The sequence below is a fragment of the Dietzia sp. MNB45 genome, assembly GCF_051994785.1.
Lineage (GTDB): Bacteria > Actinomycetota > Actinomycetes > Mycobacteriales > Mycobacteriaceae > Dietzia > Dietzia kunjamensis.
Genome location: NZ_CP163397.1, coordinates 1,505,460 through 1,521,770, shown reverse-complemented (window position 1 = coordinate 1,521,770; position 16,311 = coordinate 1,505,460). Strand labels below are relative to the sequence as shown.

Annotated in this window: 13 protein-coding genes; 6 read left to right on the top strand and 7 right to left on the bottom strand. The window is 71.4% G+C overall.

Annotation, left to right across the window (positions count from 1 at the left end):
• Nucleotides 1-4: 4 nt before the first annotated feature.
• Genes AB5G72_RS07340 through AB5G72_RS07320 form a run of 5 tightly spaced genes read right to left on the bottom strand, consistent with a single transcriptional unit; the run spans nt 5 to nt 5,157 of the window.
• A complete protein-coding gene (locus AB5G72_RS07340) occupies nt 5-943 on the bottom strand; it encodes a siderophore-interacting protein (protein ID WP_440221329.1) in 939 nt (312 codons plus the stop codon).
• Nucleotides 940-1,776: an ABC transporter ATP-binding protein gene (locus AB5G72_RS07335; RefSeq protein WP_440221478.1), complete on the bottom strand. Its 837-nt coding sequence runs from the start codon at nt 1,774-1,776 to the stop codon at nt 940-942. Before AB5G72_RS07335 ends, AB5G72_RS07340 begins: the two co-directional genes overlap by 4 nt.
• Nucleotides 1,777-1,820: 44 nt before the next feature.
• A complete protein-coding gene (locus tag AB5G72_RS07330) occupies nt 1,821-2,912 on the bottom strand; it encodes a FecCD family ABC transporter permease (RefSeq protein ID WP_440221328.1) in 1,092 nt (363 codons plus the stop codon).
• Entirely contained in the window at nt 2,909-4,045 is a 1,137-nt protein-coding gene (locus AB5G72_RS07325; protein WP_440221327.1) for a FecCD family ABC transporter permease, read from the bottom strand. Before AB5G72_RS07325 ends, AB5G72_RS07330 begins: the two co-directional genes overlap by 4 nt.
• A gap of 5 nt (nt 4,046-4,050) precedes the next feature.
• Nucleotides 4,051-5,157, bottom strand: coding sequence for an iron-siderophore ABC transporter substrate-binding protein (locus tag AB5G72_RS07320; protein WP_440221326.1), 1,107 nt, complete (start codon nt 5,155-5,157; stop codon nt 4,051-4,053).
• A 239-nt stretch (nt 5,158-5,396) separates the two neighbouring features.
• Here AB5G72_RS07320 and AB5G72_RS07315 point away from each other — a divergent pair, with 239 nt between their 5' ends.
• The 4 genes from AB5G72_RS07315 to AB5G72_RS07300 are packed head-to-tail and all read left to right on the top strand — an operon-like array spanning nt 5,397 to nt 11,306.
• Nucleotides 5,397-6,953: a pyridoxal phosphate-dependent decarboxylase family protein gene (locus AB5G72_RS07315; protein WP_440221325.1), complete on the top strand. Its 1,557-nt coding sequence runs from the start codon at nt 5,397-5,399 to the stop codon at nt 6,951-6,953.
• Nucleotides 6,950-8,341 carry a lysine N(6)-hydroxylase/L-ornithine N(5)-oxygenase family protein gene (locus tag AB5G72_RS07310; protein ID WP_440221324.1) on the top strand — a complete coding sequence of 464 codons (1,392 nt, stop codon included), beginning with the start codon at nt 6,950-6,952 and terminating at the stop codon, nt 8,339-8,341. Before AB5G72_RS07315 ends, AB5G72_RS07310 begins: the two co-directional genes overlap by 4 nt.
• The gene (locus AB5G72_RS07305) at nt 8,338-10,923 is read left to right on the top strand and encodes a GNAT family N-acetyltransferase (protein WP_440221323.1); all 2,586 of its coding nucleotides are present in this window, start codon (nt 8,338-8,340) and stop codon (nt 10,921-10,923) included. The genes AB5G72_RS07310 and AB5G72_RS07305 overlap by 4 nt, the downstream gene beginning before the upstream one ends.
• Nucleotides 10,920-11,306, top strand: a complete 387-nt coding sequence (locus AB5G72_RS07300) for an MmcQ/YjbR family DNA-binding protein (protein WP_119191854.1) — start codon at nt 10,920-10,922, stop codon at nt 11,304-11,306. Before AB5G72_RS07305 ends, AB5G72_RS07300 begins: the two co-directional genes overlap by 4 nt.
• A gap of 101 nt (nt 11,307-11,407) precedes the next feature.
• On the opposite strand, the gene AB5G72_RS07295 is transcribed toward AB5G72_RS07300, so the two are convergent.
• Nucleotides 11,408-11,926 carry a hypothetical protein gene (locus AB5G72_RS07295; protein WP_268099535.1) on the bottom strand — a complete coding sequence of 173 codons (519 nt, stop codon included), beginning with the start codon at nt 11,924-11,926 and terminating at the stop codon, nt 11,408-11,410.
• 363 nt (nt 11,927-12,289) lie between these two features.
• On the opposite strand from AB5G72_RS07295, the gene AB5G72_RS07290 reads away from it, so the two are divergent.
• Together AB5G72_RS07290 and AB5G72_RS07285 are read left to right on the top strand one after the other, a co-directional pair.
• Nucleotides 12,290-14,008 (top strand): DUF222 domain-containing protein, encoded by a 1,719-nt coding sequence (locus AB5G72_RS07290; protein WP_440221322.1) that lies wholly within the window; start codon nt 12,290-12,292, stop codon nt 14,006-14,008.
• Nucleotides 14,009-14,096: 88 nt separating this feature from the next.
• Complete coding sequence (locus tag AB5G72_RS07285) at nt 14,097-15,242, top strand: alkaline phosphatase family protein (RefSeq protein ID WP_440221321.1); 1,146 nt, start codon at nt 14,097-14,099, stop codon at nt 15,240-15,242.
• 29 nt (nt 15,243-15,271) lie between these two features.
• On the opposite strand, the gene AB5G72_RS07280 is transcribed toward AB5G72_RS07285, so the two are convergent.
• Nucleotides 15,272-16,231 carry a hypothetical protein gene (locus AB5G72_RS07280; RefSeq protein WP_440221320.1) on the bottom strand — a complete coding sequence of 320 codons (960 nt, stop codon included), beginning with the start codon at nt 16,229-16,231 and terminating at the stop codon, nt 15,272-15,274.
• Nucleotides 16,232-16,311: the final 80 nt, after the last annotated feature.

The window sequence follows — 16,311 nt, the reverse complement described above, 5'->3', positions numbered from 1 at the left end:
CCGATCAGCACTCCGCGGCGCCGCGCCGCCAGTACCCCATGAACGCCACGGCCTCCTTGGGCACCCCGGCGGCGTCCACGGCGAGGCGGCGCATGGCACGGACGAGCCCCGCCTCTCCGGCGAGGAATACATACGGCTGGCCGGCGGAGACGGCGGTCGCCGGCTGCCACTCGCGCTCCGCGGGTCGGCGCCCACCCAGGACGGTCCGCACACACTCGTCGCCCAGGTCCAACACGCCCGCCAGCCGACGGGCCACCGCGGTGCCGGGCTCCCCCTCCCTCGGCAGCACCGTGACGAAGTCGGGAGCACTCCCTGCCAATGCCACGGCATCGCGGTGGGTGGGCACCTCAACGATGATCTGTACCCGGCGCCGCGTCACCGAGCCGGCTGTGGCCCGTTCCGCGGCGAGTTCCTCGGCGATCGCCAGCAGCGCCGGCGCGGCGGTCTCGTCACCGGCGCACACGACACGCTCGGCGCGGCCGGGCGCCCAGGCCGCCCACGGCGCGTGCCCGCGCCCGGGTCCGGCGATGTGCACGGTGTCGCTCGGACGTACGGAGCGCGCCCAGGCGGATCCCGGCCCCTCGTCGCCCCCGGGGTGGACAACCATGTCCACCGTCAGTGCGGGAACATGTTCCCCATCCAGTTCGACGGTGTCCGCGCGGCGGACGGTGTAGGTGCGCATCCAGCCGCGTTCGCCCTCGGGCAGTGCGAGCCAGTCGCGGATCGCGTCGGCGTCGGGGATCGCGCCGCCGCCACCCGGCGGGGGCACGATGACCTTGATGTAGGCATCACGGACGGTGCCCGGGTCCACCACGTCGGCGGACCACCGCAACAGGCCGGGCCCGGCCACCACGAGGCGGACGAACGACTCCCCCAGTGGGCGGGCGTCGATGACGCGGGTCTGCGAGACGACGATCGGTGCCTCTACGGCTATAGCGGTCATGTGGTCCCCTTTCGTCGTCCCCGGGGCAGCACCACGGGGTGGCCGGTGGCCGGATCGGTGATGATGTCGGCGTCCAGGTCGAACACGCGACGCAAGGTCTCCTGGGTGATCACCTGATCGGGCGGGCCCGCGGCGACCACGCCGCCCTCGGCGACCGCCACCAGGTGATCGGCCACCCGCGCGGCCAGGCTGAGTTCGTGCAACACCGCCACCACGGTGCGGCGGCCGGTGCCGTGGTCGCGGTGGCCGGCGGGCAGCGGCAGGTCGCGTACGAGATCGAGGACGTCGAGCTGGTGCGCGAGGTCGAGGAACGAGCACGGTTCGTCGAGCAGGAGGGTGGGTGTGGCCTGGGCCAGCACGAGTGCGACCCAGACGCGTTGCCGTTGGCCGCCGGACAGCTCGTCGACCCGCCGGTGGGCGAATTCGGCGGTGCCGGTCATCGCCAGCGCCTCGGCGACGGCCGTGTCGTCGTCGTCGCCCCCTCCCCACCACCGACGGTGTGGGTGCCGGCCGCGCGCGACGAGCTCGGCCACGGTGAGTCCCTCCGGCACCAGCGGGGACTGCGGCAGGAACGCCACGGACCGCGCGTGCTCGCGGGCACGGACCTCGGACAACAGATGGCCGTCGGTCTCGATCGACCCGGACAGCGGGCGCAGCTGACGCCCCAGGGCCCGCAGGATCGTGGACTTGCCACAGCCGTTGGCACCGATGAGCACGGTGGTCCGTCCGGCGGGGAGGTCCAGGTCGAGGTCGCGGATAACCGGGTCGGCACCGTAGCCCAGGGTCAGGCCGCGCAGGCGGAAGGCCGGTTCGGGTTCGGGGCCGAGGTCCATGGGCAGGGCCGGGGTCACGGACGCGACGGACGCGGGGATGCTCATCAGGCCGCCTTTCTCGAACGCAGGAGGATCCACAGCATGGCGGGGGCGCCCAGTGCGCCGGTCACCACGCCAGTGGGCAGGTCGACCGTCCCCAACGCCTCTGAGGCCACGATGTCCGCGGCCACGACGATCACGGCCCCGGTCAACGCGGCCGCCCCGATGCGCGGGCGTCCGCGGCCGAGCGCAGCGGCGACGGGAGTGGACAGCAGGGCGACGAAGGCGAGCGGACCGGCCACCGCCGTCGCGGCGGCGGCGAGCAGACTCCCCACCCCCAGCGCGGCAGCACGGGTGGGGACCGGGCGGGACCCGAGGCCGACGGCGAGCTCGGGCCCCAGCTCGGCGGGCCGGAGCGCGGCGTGCAGCCACATCCCCGGCGGGAGCAGGACCACCAGCGCGACGGCGAGCCAGGCGATGCGCTCCCCCGACGCCCCGGACAGCGACCCGACGGTCCACACGGCCGCTTCCTGGGCTCCGGTCAGCGGAAGTCGGGCGATGAGCTGGGTGACGACGGCGGTGCCGAGGGCGGCAACGGCCACACCGCCGAGCAGGAAGCGTTGGCCGACGATCCCGGTGCGCCGGCCGGCGGAGGCCGCCAGGACGATCGCGAGCGCGACGGCGGAGCCCAGCAGCGCGGCGGGTACGACCCCCACGCCGCGCAGCCCCCACAGCGCCATCCCGGCCACGGCCCCGGCGGAGGCGCCGTGGGAGATCCCGAGGATGTCGGGGCTGGCCAGGGGATTGCCGAGGACGCGTCGGAACAGCGCGCCGGACGCGCCGAACGCCAGGCCGGCGAGCGCGCCGAGGACCGCACGCGGCAGCTTGCCCTCCATCACCACGAACGTGGCGCCGGGGATCGTCGCCCCGCCGAGGATGGCGATGAAGTCGGGGATGGTCACCGTGTAGCGACCCAGCAGCACGCGCACCGCCATGACCGTCACCAGGGCCACCGCGAGTCCGACGACGACGAGGACCGCGTGCCTGCGGCGGCGGGACGACAGGTGGCGGACGATCTGCTTGGTCTCGGCGGGCTCGGTGTGGGTCGAGGCGCCGCTGGCGGGGCCGGCCGTTCGGTAGAGGACGTCGGGGCTCACGAGCCGCCCACCCCCCGGTTCGCGCGGAGCAGGGCGATGAGGAACGGCACACCGATCGCCACGGTCATCACCCCGACGGCGATCTCCCCGGGCGGGGCGACCACACGCCCGACCGTGTCCGCGAACAGCAGGACCACCGGCCCCACGATCACCGACAGGCCCAGGACGACGCGGTTGCCCACCCCCACCAGCCGCCGCAGCAGGTGCGGCACGAGCAGTCCGAGGAAGGCGATGGGGCCGGCGAGCGCGGTGGCGACCCCGGACAGGATCACCACACCTGCCAGAACCACGGCGCGCCCGACGACGGGTCCCACTCCCAGCCCGCGGGCCAGGTCGTCGCCGAGCGCGAGGGCGTCGAGGGTGGCCGCGCCGGCCAGGACGAGGACGAGCCCCAGCAGGATGAACGGCGCGGCGGTACCGATCTCGGGTGCGGACGCGCGGGCCACCGAGCCCAGGCCCCAGAAACGGAACCGGTCCAGGACTCCGGGAAGGGCGATGACCAGCGAAGAGGTCACCGCGGTACACCCCGCGGTGACGGCGGCCCCGGCGAGGACGAGTCCGGTGCCGGAGTCGGCGCCGAGTCGACCGGCGCCGACCACCACCATGCCCGCGGCCAGGGAGCCGGCGACCGCGAACAACGCGACGGCGGACGGGCCGGCGGCCGGCGCGAGGGCCAGCCCCAGCACCACGCCGAGCGCGGCGCCGGCGGTCAGCCCGAGCAGGCCCGGGTCGCCGAGCGGATTGCGGGTGGCGCCCTGGAGCCCGGCGCCCGCCACCGCGAGCGCGGCGCCCACGAGGATCGCGGTGATCGTGCGGGGAACCCGGGCGGCCACCACCACCTCGTCCATCCCGGTGCCCGACCCGGGGGCGAGGGTGGCCGTGAGGTCACCGGCGAACACCTGCGACGGGAGCGCCGCCAACACCGACCACACCACCGCCGGGTCGACGGATCGCGCTCCCACGAACAGCGAGAGTGCCACGCCCGCGATGAGCAACGTCGACGAGGCCACCGTGCCGATCACGACACGGTGGCGCCGCTGCACGGTCGGTACGGCCGGCACCGCCGACCCACCCGCCGACCCGCCCGCCGGGAGGGCGGGCGGGTCGGCGGTGCTCGTCGCTGGGGTGGTCACGCGCGTCAGGCCTGCTGTGCTGCCGCGATGATGTCGGGCACGACGTTCTCCAGCGCCCACGGCAGGCTCAGGGGCGAGGAGGCGGAGATCGAGAGGACCTGCTGCTCGTCGGTCTGGACGACCATCCGCCCGGCCTCGACGGCGGGGATGCGCCCGAGCAGCGGGTCGGACTCGATGGCCTCGCGGACCTCCGGGGAGGTGGCGTAGGTGACGAGGATGTCGGAGACCAGCTCGTCGGCGCGCTCGGGTGACCAGGTCACCGCGAACTCCTCGGGCGAGCCGCTCGAGGCCTCGGCGACGACCGGCGCCTGGACCATCCCGAGCTGCTCGAGGAAGCGGGGGCGGTTGTCGACGTCGGTGAAGGCGTAGATCTTCTCCGCCGCGTCGGGGTCGACGGTGCCGTAGATGAAGGTCGTGTCGCGGATTCCCGGGTTGTCCGAGGCGACCTGATCGATCTGCCCCTCGATGTCCGTGATGAGCTCCTCGGCGGCCTCGGAACGACCGAGGGCCTCGCCGATCAGCCGGGTCGAGTCCTGCCAGGCGGTGCCGAACGCGACGTCACCCTCCGGCATCGCGATGGTGGGGGCGATCTTCGAGAGGGTCTCGTACTCCTCTGCGGTCATCCCGGAGTAGACACCCAGGATGAGGTCCGGCTCGAGGGCGGCGATCGCCTCGGTGTTGATTCCGTCGGTCTCGGAGTACAGCGTCGGCATGTCACCGCCGACCTCCTCCAGCTCCGCGTCGAACCAGTCGGTGGACCCGTTCGCGTTGGCGCCGAACGAGTTGCGGGGCATCCCCACCGGAACCACACCCAGCGCCAGGGAGACGTCGGCGTTGACCCAGGAGATGGTGGCCACCCGCTGGGGCGCCTCCGCGATCTCGGTCTCGCCGTAGGCGTGCGGGATGGTGCGGGGGAACTCGCCCTGCCGCTCGACCTCGCCTCCCGCGCCGGCGTCCCCGCCGTCGCCGACGGCGCCGGTCGAGCACCCGGCCAGCACGGCCAGGAGCGCCACGACGGCCGCGAGGACCACGAGGATCGCCCGGGCCCGCGGACGCGCCGGGTCATCTGGTCCGTCGAGCGTCAGCCGGGATCGTGCAGCGGGTGCGGTCATGGGGTCTCCGTCTGGTGTGGAACGTCGCCCGGCCCGTAAACGACCCGAGCCACTTAGGCTTGGCTTACCTTGGTGGGCGTCACCGTAGCGGGATCCGAAGCCCCAACGCAACAGCTACGTCAAAGATTTCCACTTCACCTGTCCCGCAACGTGATTCATGTCACTCTACTGTTGTTTAGGTAAGCCTACCCTGCATAGCGTTCGGCCGTGCCGCTGTCCCCGAGTAGGTCGGAGTACCCGTGAACGATCCATTGTTGAGCAGCCGGAACCGGGAGGCCCACGCCGCCGCCCTGGCTGCCGCGACCGCCGAGGTGAGCCGGTATCTCGACGGTCGGACCACGCCGCGCTCGTCCGCGTCGCCCTCGACGTTGGCAGCGCAGACCGCCGCCGTCGATCTCGCCGCACCGCTGGGCACGCTGGACAGGGCACTCGACGAGGTCCGGGAGCTCTACCTCGACCACGCCGTCGGCTACCACCACCCGCGCTACCTCGCCCACCTCAACTGCCCGATCACCATCCCGGCGGTCGCCGCCGAGGCACTCGCGACATCGGTCAATACGGCTGTGGAGACCTGGGACCAGGGAACGTCGGCGTGTCTGATCGAACAGAGGCTCATCGACTGGGTCACCGGGCTCATCGGTTTCGACGCCAGTGCTTTCGACGCCAATGATCTCGACGCCACCGCCCGCCCGGACGGCGTCTTCACCACCGGCGGTACCGCCTCCAACCTGCAGGGCCTGTTCACCGCCCGCGAGGACCGTCTCGCCCGACCGGCCCCCGGGCGCCGGGGTGCGGGGCGGGACGCGGACCGCGGCGCCCGACTGTCCCGGCTGCGCATCGTCACGGGCGAACACGCCCACCTCAGCGTGGTCAAGGCGGCCCGCCTGCTGGGACTCTCGCCGGATGCGGTCATCACCCTGCCCGGAGACGGCGACCGGATGGACCCCGCGACCCTGGACCGCACCCTGTCCGCGCTGGCCGACGCCGGGGACGAGGTCGCGGCCGTCGTCGCGCTGGCCGGCACGACCGACCACGGCGCGATCGACCCGCTGCGGGCGGTCGGTGGGGTCTGTCGCGACCACGACGTCTGGCTACACGTGGACGCCGCGTACGGCGGCGGGCTCCTGGTCTCCCCGACGCGCCGGGACCTGCTCGACGGGATCGAGCTCGCCGACTCGGTGACCGTGGACTTCCACAAGACGTTCTTCCTGCCGGTGGCCGCCTCGGCGCTGCTGCTGCGCGACGGTTCGGGCTTCCGCCACTCCACCGTGAGCGCCGACTACCTCAACCCCGCCGACGGCGACGACCACGCCGTGGACAAGTCCCTGCAGACCACCCGCCGTTTCGACGCCCTCAAACTGTGGATGACGCTCCGCGTGCTGGGCGCTGACGGAATCGGCCGTCTGCTCGACGAGGCGATCGACGTGGCCGCCCGGGTCGGCCGGACGATCGAGGCCGACCCGGAATTCGAGTTGGTGCGGCGCCCCGCCCTGTCGACGGTGCTCTTCCGGCCCCGGCCCGCGGTGACCGCGCCCGACCGTCCCGTCACCGACAGCGCACTCACTGACGACGAGGCCGACGCCCTCGTGCGCCCCGTCCGCGACGCGCTGTTCGCGGAGGGACGCTCGCTCGTCGCGTCGACGGTCGTGGACGGCCGGCCCTGTCTCAAGCTGACGGTCCTCGATCCGAACCTCGAAGACGAGGACGTGGCCGTCGTGCTGACGGACGTCCGCGACGCCGCTCGATACCTCGCCGAGGGGATACGCGAGGCCACGACCGCGGGGGTGCTGACGTGAGCACTGACCTGGGCTCCTCCCGTGTGCACGACCTGCTCGGCGTCGGTATCGGCCCGTTCAACCTGGGCCTGGCGTGCCTGGCCGAGCCGCTGGGTCTGGACGCGGTGTTCCTCGATTCCCGCGACGGTTTCGCCTGGCACCACGGACTCATGTTCGACGACGCGACCATCCAGGTGCCGTTCCTCGCCGACCTGGTCACGTTGGCGGACCCGACCTCGCCGTATTCGTTCCTCGCCTACCTCAAGCAGGTCGGGCGTCTGTACCCGTTCTACATCCGTGAGAATTTCCAGCCGCTGCGCGCCGAGTACGACGCCTACTGCCGGTGGGCTGCCGAGCGGGTGCGCGGCCTGCGCTGGGGGCGGGAGGTGGTCGACGTCCGACGGGAAGACCAGGGACGAGAGGGACCGGGCGACGACGACGAGGCCCCCGTCTACCGTGTCACCGCCCTCACCCGCGAAGGCACCGAGACCTATCGCGCCCGCCACCTGGTGCTGGGGATCGGCACGACCCCGTGGTCGCCGATCGACACGGGACTGCTCGACGGTGGCGGCACGGTGGCTCTCCATGCCTCCGACTACCTGCACCGGCGGGAGGACCTACTCTCGCTGGGGTCGGTGACCGTGGTGGGCAGTGGCCAATCGGCTGCGGAGATCTACCACGACCTGCTCTCCGCCGCCGCCGGCGTCGGCCCGCGCGTCGACTGGGTGACACGCTCGCCGCGGTTCTTCCCGATGGAGTACACCAAGCTCACACTCGAGATGACCTCGCCCGAGTACGTCGACCATTTCCACGACCTGCCCCCTGACCAGCGCGACCGGATGCTGCGCGAGCAGCGTTCGTTGTACAAGGGCATCGACGCCGAGTTGATCAACCAGATCCATGATCTGCTCTACCGCCGTTCGGTCCAGGGCCTGGACACCGGGCTGCTGGCCGCCGCCACGGCCCTCGACCGTGCCCACCGGGAGGCCGACCCCGGCAACGCCACCGACTTTGCCACCGCCTCCGGCGCTGCCCTGCGCCTGGACCTGCGCTGCACCGACACCGGCAGGAAGTGGACCCATCACACGGAGGGACTCGTCCTCGCGACGGGCTACTCCCCCACGCCGCCGCGGTTCCTCGACGGGATCGCCGAAGAGATCGACAGGGACGGCCGCGGGCGCTACCGGGTGGCCCGTGATCACACCGTCGACCGCGCACACTCCTTCATTCATGTCCAGAACGCGGAGGAACACACCCACGGGCTCACCGCCCCGGACCTGGGCATGGGAGCGATGCGCAACAGCATCATCCTGCGCGGGATCTGCGGCCGCGAGGTCTACCCGATCGAGTCGTCGATCGCGTTCCAGCAGTTCGGCGCCCCGACCGCCCGGCACCAGGAGGCACGATGAACACCAGCACAGTCCACACCAGCACCGTCCACACGCCAGCCGGGTTGGTCACCCTGGAACCACTGGCCCTCGACCACGACACCGTCCGCACCCTGCACGCGTGGCTCGACCATCCCGGTTCCGCCTACTGGGGTATGCGGGGTACCACCCCGGCGCAGGTCGAGGAGTTCCTCACCGACTGGTTGGCGAGCCCGCACCGGTCGGTGCACATGGTGCGCATCGACGGTCTACGTGTGGGCCTGGCCGTGTTCTACGACCCGGACGTCGTCGAACTCGACGGCCGGTACCCGCACGAGCCGGGCGACCTCGGGATGCACCTGCTCGTCGCGCCCACCCGCACGCCGGTCCCCGGCACGTCCGCGGCCGTGATGGGGGCCATCTGCTCGACCGCGTTCGAGGTGCCGCTGTTCGGCGCCCCGGCCCGCCGGGTGGTGGTGGAGCCGGACATCCGGAACACCGCCGTGCACCGGCTCAACGCCCGCGCCGGCTTCCGCGAGGACGGCCCCGTCGACCTGCCCGACAAGACGGCGCTGCTCTCCATCTGTCGTGCCGAGGCGTTCCGCGAGTCGGAGATCGGCCGGACGTCGATGCCGGTCTCGTCGTCGTCACCCCCGGTCGCACTGCCACCCCACGCCCACCTCACCGGTCACGCCATGCGCCGCGCACACCGCCACCTCTGCGCCAAGGCGCTGGCCGAGTTCTCCCACGAGCGGCTCCTCGCGCCCACCCGCTCCACTGACACCGACGCCGGACCCGACACCTACGCGGTCCGCGCCGGCAGCGAACGGTGGACGTTCCGCGCGCGGGTGCTGCCGCTGGAGCACTGGGCGATCGACGAGGCCTCGCTGTGCCGCGAGGTCGACGGCGTCCCGGTCGAGCCGGACGCGCAGGAGTTGATCCTCACCCTCGCGCCCCATCTGGGGATCCCCGGGTCGCTCGTGGGGACCTACCTGGAGGAGATCGCGGCCACGCTCGGCTCGGCGGCGTTCTGCCTGCATCACCGCGATCGCCCCGCACAACAGCTGGCGGAGGCGGGCCTGCAGGAGGTCGAGGGCGCGATGACCGAGGGTCATCCCGGGTTCGTCGCCAACAACGGCCGCGTGGGCCTGGGTCTGTCCGACCGTCACCGTTACACGCCCGAAGCCCCGTCGACCGTCCGCCTGGTGTGGCTGGCAGCCCGCCGCGGCCAGAGCCACCTGGCCACCGTCACGGGCCTCGACGAGCGCGACCACTACGCGCGCGAGTTCGGCACCGAGGCGCTCGTACGGTGCGATGACCGGCTGCGCTCACTGGGCCTCGACCCCGCCGACTACCGCCTCCTGCCCGTACACCCCTGGCAGTGGCAGCACGAGGTCGCGGTGGCGTTCGCCCCCGATCTCGCGCGCCACGACCTGGTCCACCTGGGCGAATCCGACAGCGAGTACCGGCCACAGCAGTCCGTCCGCACCTTCTTCGACGTGACCCACCCCGAGCGCGGCTACGTCAAGACCGCCCTCGCCGTGCAGAACATGGGGTTCACCCGCGGCCTGTCGCCGAAGTACATGCGCGACACCCCGGCCGTCAACGACTGGGTGGCCGGGGTCGTCGCCTCGGATCCGGTGTTGCGCGCGCTGGATCTCCAGATCCTGCGGGAGGTCGCCGCCGTGGGCTACACCGGCGACGCCTACCACCGGGCGGCCGCGGCCGGGATCTCGGACGAGGGGCCGCACACCAAGATGATCGCGGCCCTGTGGCGCGAGAGCCCCGTTTCGCGGCTGGCCCCCGGAGAACGTGCCGTCACGCTGGCCTCGATGCTGCACGTGGACCTGCACGGGCGGTCCCTCGCCGTCGAGCACCTCGAGCGGTCGGGCCTGGACGCCCGCACCTGGCTCCGGGCGCTGCTCGACGCCTACGTGCTGCCCGTCGCGAGGTGCCTGCTCGTGCACGGGCTGGTCTTCATGCCGCACGGTGAGAATGTGATCGTGGTGATGGGCCCCGACCACACCGTGCGCCGGGCGCTGTTCAAGGACATCGGCGAGGAGGTCGCCGTGGTGCGTGACCGGCCTCTGCCCTCTGGGCTCGAGCGGATCCGCCACGTGGTGGACGCGGAGACAGCCGCACTGAGCGTCCACACCGACGTCATGGACGGGGTGCTGCGCCACCTCGCCTCGATCCTCGACGTCGCCGGGGTGCTCGAGGCGGATCAGTTCTGGGACGAGACGCGGCAGTGCCTGGAGACCCTGGCTCCCGGCGGCGGTCGCGGCGGCGAGGGGAACAACGGCGGGGACTACAACGGCGAGGACCACGACGGCGGGGACTACGACGGCCGGGTGCACGACGGCGAGGTGCACCGTTCCACCTGGGAGGCGCTGTTCGCTCCGCGGTTCAAGCACTCGTGCCTCAACCGCCTGCAGTTGCGTAATACGCGGCAGATGGTCGACCTGACCGATCAGGCCGGGTCATTGCAGTTCGCGGGGACGCTCGCCAACCCGCTCGTCTCCCGGCTGGCCCGGGACGACGACACGCCGGGCGAACCGCAGCGTCCCCCCCGCCCGGGCGCAGAGCCGGGCGCGGAGCCGGCGACGGTAGCGTCGACGGCATGAACGGACGGGAACTCCAGAAGTGCGCGGCGATGCGCGCCCGCGAACTGCCCGCGTCGACTCTGGAGTTCCCGTTCGGGCCGGACTTCGATGTGTTCAAGGTCCGCGGGAAGATGTTCATGTTCCACGCGGTCGTCAACGGCGAGCGTCAGGTGATCCTCAAGGCACTGCCGTCGGACTCGATGGCCCTGCGCGATGCGCACGCCGACATCACGCCCGGGTACCACATGAACAAGCGGCATTGGATCTCGCTGCACCCCGGCGGCACGCTGACCGCGGACATGGTTTCCGAGCTGGTCACCGAGTCCTACCGACTCGTGGTGTCCGGCCTACCCCTGGCGCAGCAGCCCGTCGAACCGCACGCCTTCGGGCGCCAGCAGCGTTAGGTAGGCCGACGCCCACCACCCGGATCGACCCCGCCCCTTAGCCAGGGCCTTGGGGTTGGAGTCCGGGCGCGGGGCGCGGGGCGCGGGGCGCGGAAGCCGCCTCAGTTCTCCGGAGTCAGCGCGGCCTCGGAGACAGAACCCAGTCGATCACCCACGGACCCCTCCACCGACTCGGTGGCGGACCCGGTGTCAATCTGATCCTCGAGCGACGCGCCGACCAGCGGCACACCGGACACCACCGCGCCGACGGAACCCTGGACGTCTCCCTCGAGCAGCGCATCCGCCGACTCGGCGACCGGGTTGAGGACCATGCAGATGACTCCCACCGGAACCTGCAACGGCACGCCCATCAGGTTGGCGGCAGCGCCGGCCGCCGAACCGAGATTGCACACGAGGGTGGCGGTGGAACCCAGCGGTCCGGAGGCGTAACCGGGCAGAGAACCTGTAACGGAACCGGGCAGCAGCTCGCCAGCCTCGCCGAGATAGCCCCCCTCGGTCTCCAATGCTCCCGGGAGGGAGTCGGAGCCGGTGGCTTCCGAAGTCTGGGCGGCGGCGGCCCCCGTAGAGAAGACGAGGAGCGCGGCGGCCACGGCTCCGGCACAGGTGATGGTCTTGGTCATGGAACGCCTCCGAGTTTGGGTCTACGGGGCATCCACCCCAAGCAATCAAGAAGAGTGGATCATACATTTCGCTGAAATGGGCGATCGGTGATTGCGATTCAATGGATAGGCCAGAAGCGGAAAAAACCCTTGCCTGTTCGAATGCGTGTGCGTATCGTAGAACACAGATTCGACACCAGGTAGCCGGACGGTCAGGGGGTGGGGCACATGGGCGGTAACGCAGACGCCGCGACCGGTGGCCCGTCCCCATCCCCGTCCGATGGCCCCTCCTCGTCCGGTGGCTCGCCCTCGTCCGGTGGCGGCTCCGGTTCCGCGGCGCCCGTGTCGTTGTCGGGGTTGCGGGCGGCGGCGCGGGAGGGGTGGATGGGCGAGAATCGTGCGGCGGCGCGCCGGTTCGTGGCCTGTTACGAGTTGTTTGTCGAATGCCAGCGTCGGGAGGAGTCCGGGGCGGGCGCGGGTGAGTGTCGGCCCGGGCATGCGGTGCTCGATCCGATCGATGTCGCGGCCGGGTACGTGGTGTCGGCGATGGCGATCTCGACGGGCCGGGCCGAACGGATGATCACCTTCGCCCTCGATCTGCACCTGCGGTATCCGGCGATCCTGTCCGCGATGGCGCAGGGGCGGCTGGATCTGCAGGCCGCGAAGATCCTGGCCTCGCAGATGGCCACCGTCCACGTCGATGTGCTCGAGGCGGTGCAGCGGCGGGTCGTCGAGGAGTATCTCGCCGCGATCGAGGGCGGGGTGCGCATGGGCGAGAAAGCCATCCGCGGCAACGTCGATGCGATCATCGCCCGCTACGACGCGAACGGGATCCGCCTGCGCCGTCAGGAAGCGGCCCGCACCCGCGGGGTGCGGTTCCACAAGGGCGTCGACGGCATGTCGAGTGTGTCGGCGATCCTGGCCACCGAGGAAGCGGCCGTCCTGGCCGAGGCCCTCGACCAACGCGTGAAAGACCACAAGTACGCCGACGCCCAAGCCGCCGCCAACGCCGGCGATGGCGGCGCGGCCGACAGTGATGGCGCTGGCGAGGTCGAGGATTACTCGATCGCCGAGCGTCGCGCCGACGCCCTGATGTCTCTGGTGTGCGGCGACGCCGCCCCGGCCGGCACCGCGGCCCGCCCCGGCCGGTCGGGCGCGCCGGGTGCCGGGGTGGCGTTGCGGCCGAAGGTCACCGTCATCGCCACCGGCAACACCGCCCGCGACGCCGGCGGCGCCCGGGTGGAGTTCACCCGCACCGGCCAGGCCGCCCTGCAGGCCCTGCTGGACATGCTCGCCACCAGCGACGGAGCCACCTTCGAACCCATCGACCCGCGCATCGGCGCCGCCGACGACGCCCGCGCCGCCCTGAAATACCGGCCCGGCGCCCAGTTGGCCCGCCGGATCCGGCTACGCGACGGCACCTGCCGCCACCCCGGCTGCGCGATCCCCGCCGAGGCCTGCGATCTGGACCATGTGGTGCCGTTCGATCACGCCGACCCCCAACGGGGCGGGCACACCATCGAGGCCAACCTCGCCGCAATGTGCCGCCGGCACCACCGGTTCAAGACCTTCTCCGACTGGATCTACGAACTGCAGCCCGACGGCACCCTGCTGGTGCGCACCCCGGACGGCACCACCATGCTCACCCGGCCCTCCGGCCCGCTCGCCGAATACCGGCGCGAACAGGCCCGCGCCGAGACCGAGGCGTGGACCCGGCAACAACGCCGCAGCCCCGGGCCCACCGGTGACGAGAAGGCCGACGCCGAGCCGACGTTCTGGTCGCGCCGCGCCTCCCGCCACCGCACCGAACGCCGCAACGCCGAACGCCGCAACACCGAACGCGCCCGCACCTACGACCCCGCCCCACCCGCCCCCGGGACCGGGACGGGCACCGGGAACGGCACGAGCACAGGCGGCGCCGGTTCCAGCACCGGCGCGGCCGAGGACACCACGCCCGAGAAAGCCACCCCCGCCAGCGCCACCCCCGAGAGCGCCAGCCGCTGGTGGGCCCGAAACAAACCCCACCACAGCGACATCGAAAAAGGCATCCGCGCCCTACTCCACGAACGCCTCGACGAACTCATCGACCCATCACCCTTCTGACACCACGAGGGCCGCACCGAGTGAACCGAACCTCCTGGGGGCACGGATTTCCCCCACTCCGAGCGGGTCTTTGGGGGATGGTGAGGAGATGAGCGCGATCCCCGCCAACCCGTCTGACGGTTCACTAGCCGACGTCATGCCGTCAGTTGCTGCGGCCCTGGGGCTTGACCTACGCAACCCCCTGCACTTACCGCCGGCTCGGGACGCAGTACTCGTACTCATCGACGGGCTTGGTGCGGAGCTCATCCGCCAGCACGCCGAGGAGGCCCCCACCCTCGCCGCGATGACCAGCCGCATGATTTCCGCAGGTTTTCCCTCGACAACTGCGACCAGCCTGACCAGCCTCGCGGTGGGTGCCCCGTGTTCCAAACACGGCATCGTGGGATACAGCTTCCGGATCTCCGGCGAGTCCGGCGGTCCGCCAGCGTCGTTCAATCCATTGCGGTGGACGGTCGAATCGTCGAGCGGCCCCTCGGCGATGGATCGCTTCCCGCCCCGACAGGTTCAACAACAGCCGAGCCTTCTAGAGCTGCTTGCCGCTGACGGGGTCGATGTCACCTACGTCATGCGAGAGGATTTCCGCGAGTCGGGACTGACCCGCGCAGCGTTCCGGGCGGGGGGCGACTATCGGGCGGCGAGCACCCTTGACGAAGTCCGCCAGGGAATACTCGACACCTTCAGTCAGCCATCTCGCGCTCGACGGTTCGCTTACGCCTACTTCGGCGACCTCGATCTCATCGGCCATGTCCACGGGCCAGGGTCTCCCGAGTGGCTGCAGTCCCTGCGCGCAGTGGACAGGTGCGTCGCGGACCTCGCGACTGACCTGCCCCGCGACTGCAGGCTCATCTTGACGGCAGACCACGGGATGGTCACTGCTGAAACCGTTGTCGACATAGACGCGACGCCGACGCTGCTCGCCGACGTCGAGACCGTTGCCGGCGAGCCCCGAGTGCGACACGTCTACGCGCGACCGGGATCGGCCGACGATGTCCTGGACACGTGGCGATCAGAGTTGGCCGGGCGAGCCCGGGTGATCAGTCGCGAGCAGGCACTCGACGAGCACCTCTTCGGACCCGACCGAGACCACGCCGATCGTCTGGGCGACGTCATCGGCATCGCCGCCGGAGGAGTGATTCTCGCGCGTACACAGCTCGAGAAGATGGAGTCATCCCTGCTCGGCCACCACGGGGCCAACACCACTGATGAACAACACATTCCGCTGCTCATTCGTTGACCCCGTCTCCGACCCGGCCGACCTCCGGGTCAGCAGGTGACGAGCTCGGTCGGGTCGCTCGTGGTGTCCAGCCACCGGCCGTACGCGGGCGGACCCACCGCTCGCACATCGCTGCACAATTCCCCACGCGTGTACCCCGACGGCCGGTAGACCGCGTAGATGACATTGCCATTCTCATCGCGAGAACGCAGGGACGGGCACGCCATGTCGGTACGGAGGTAGGACGCCCCCGGGTGCCTCGACAGCGCGGAAGAGATCTCCTCCGAGTAGGCCCCCGGCGTGACAGCCGAATACAGGACCACGATTCCCCGGCCATCGCAGGCCGGCCTCGACATCGGTGTGGCCAGGCCCAGATCCCCCGCCGCGCCCTCAGATCGCGGGCACTCGTTCAGGAACGCGGCCAGTTCGGCGGGCATCCCGTCACCCTCCGCATCATCCGAGCAGATCCCCGAAGGAATGCCGGTATAGCGACCCCAGGTTCCGTCGGCGCGACCGAGGATGTACTGCGTGTCCCCGGCCGGTTCGCCGGCCGGAACGTCCACATGAGCGAGAGCCCAGTCGCCCAGGCACCGATCGATGTTCACATCCCGGCGGGTGATACCCGCTTCTGCCGCGATCTCGTCCGGGTCGCACGGCCCCACCCCCGCCACTCCTGCGCGCGTGCCGTTCCCTGTCGAGGCCGAGGGGGCGCCCTGCCTCGTCGTCCACGCTTCGGAGGGGGTCGTCGTGGGTGCGAAAGCCGCGCCCGGCTGGTCGTCGTCGGACGCGAGCAGGTACCCGACAGTGCCTGCGAGGGCGATCAGCAACACGACGATGAGCGCGCCGAGCGCCCAGACCACCGGAGAGCGACGCGCATCCTGCGGAGGCTCTCCGTACGAGGCGTGCCCCCACCCCTCGTTGCCCCAGCCGGGTCCGTTGGGCGGACTACTCATGGTCACCACCAGCGACGGGGTCGGGTAACCGACCGATCCGATCTGAATGACGATCACTTTATCCGGTATCGCGAAGCGAGAGCCCCGGTTCGCCGACGGTCTCCCGAACGCGATGATGTCCCGACGACACTGCGCTG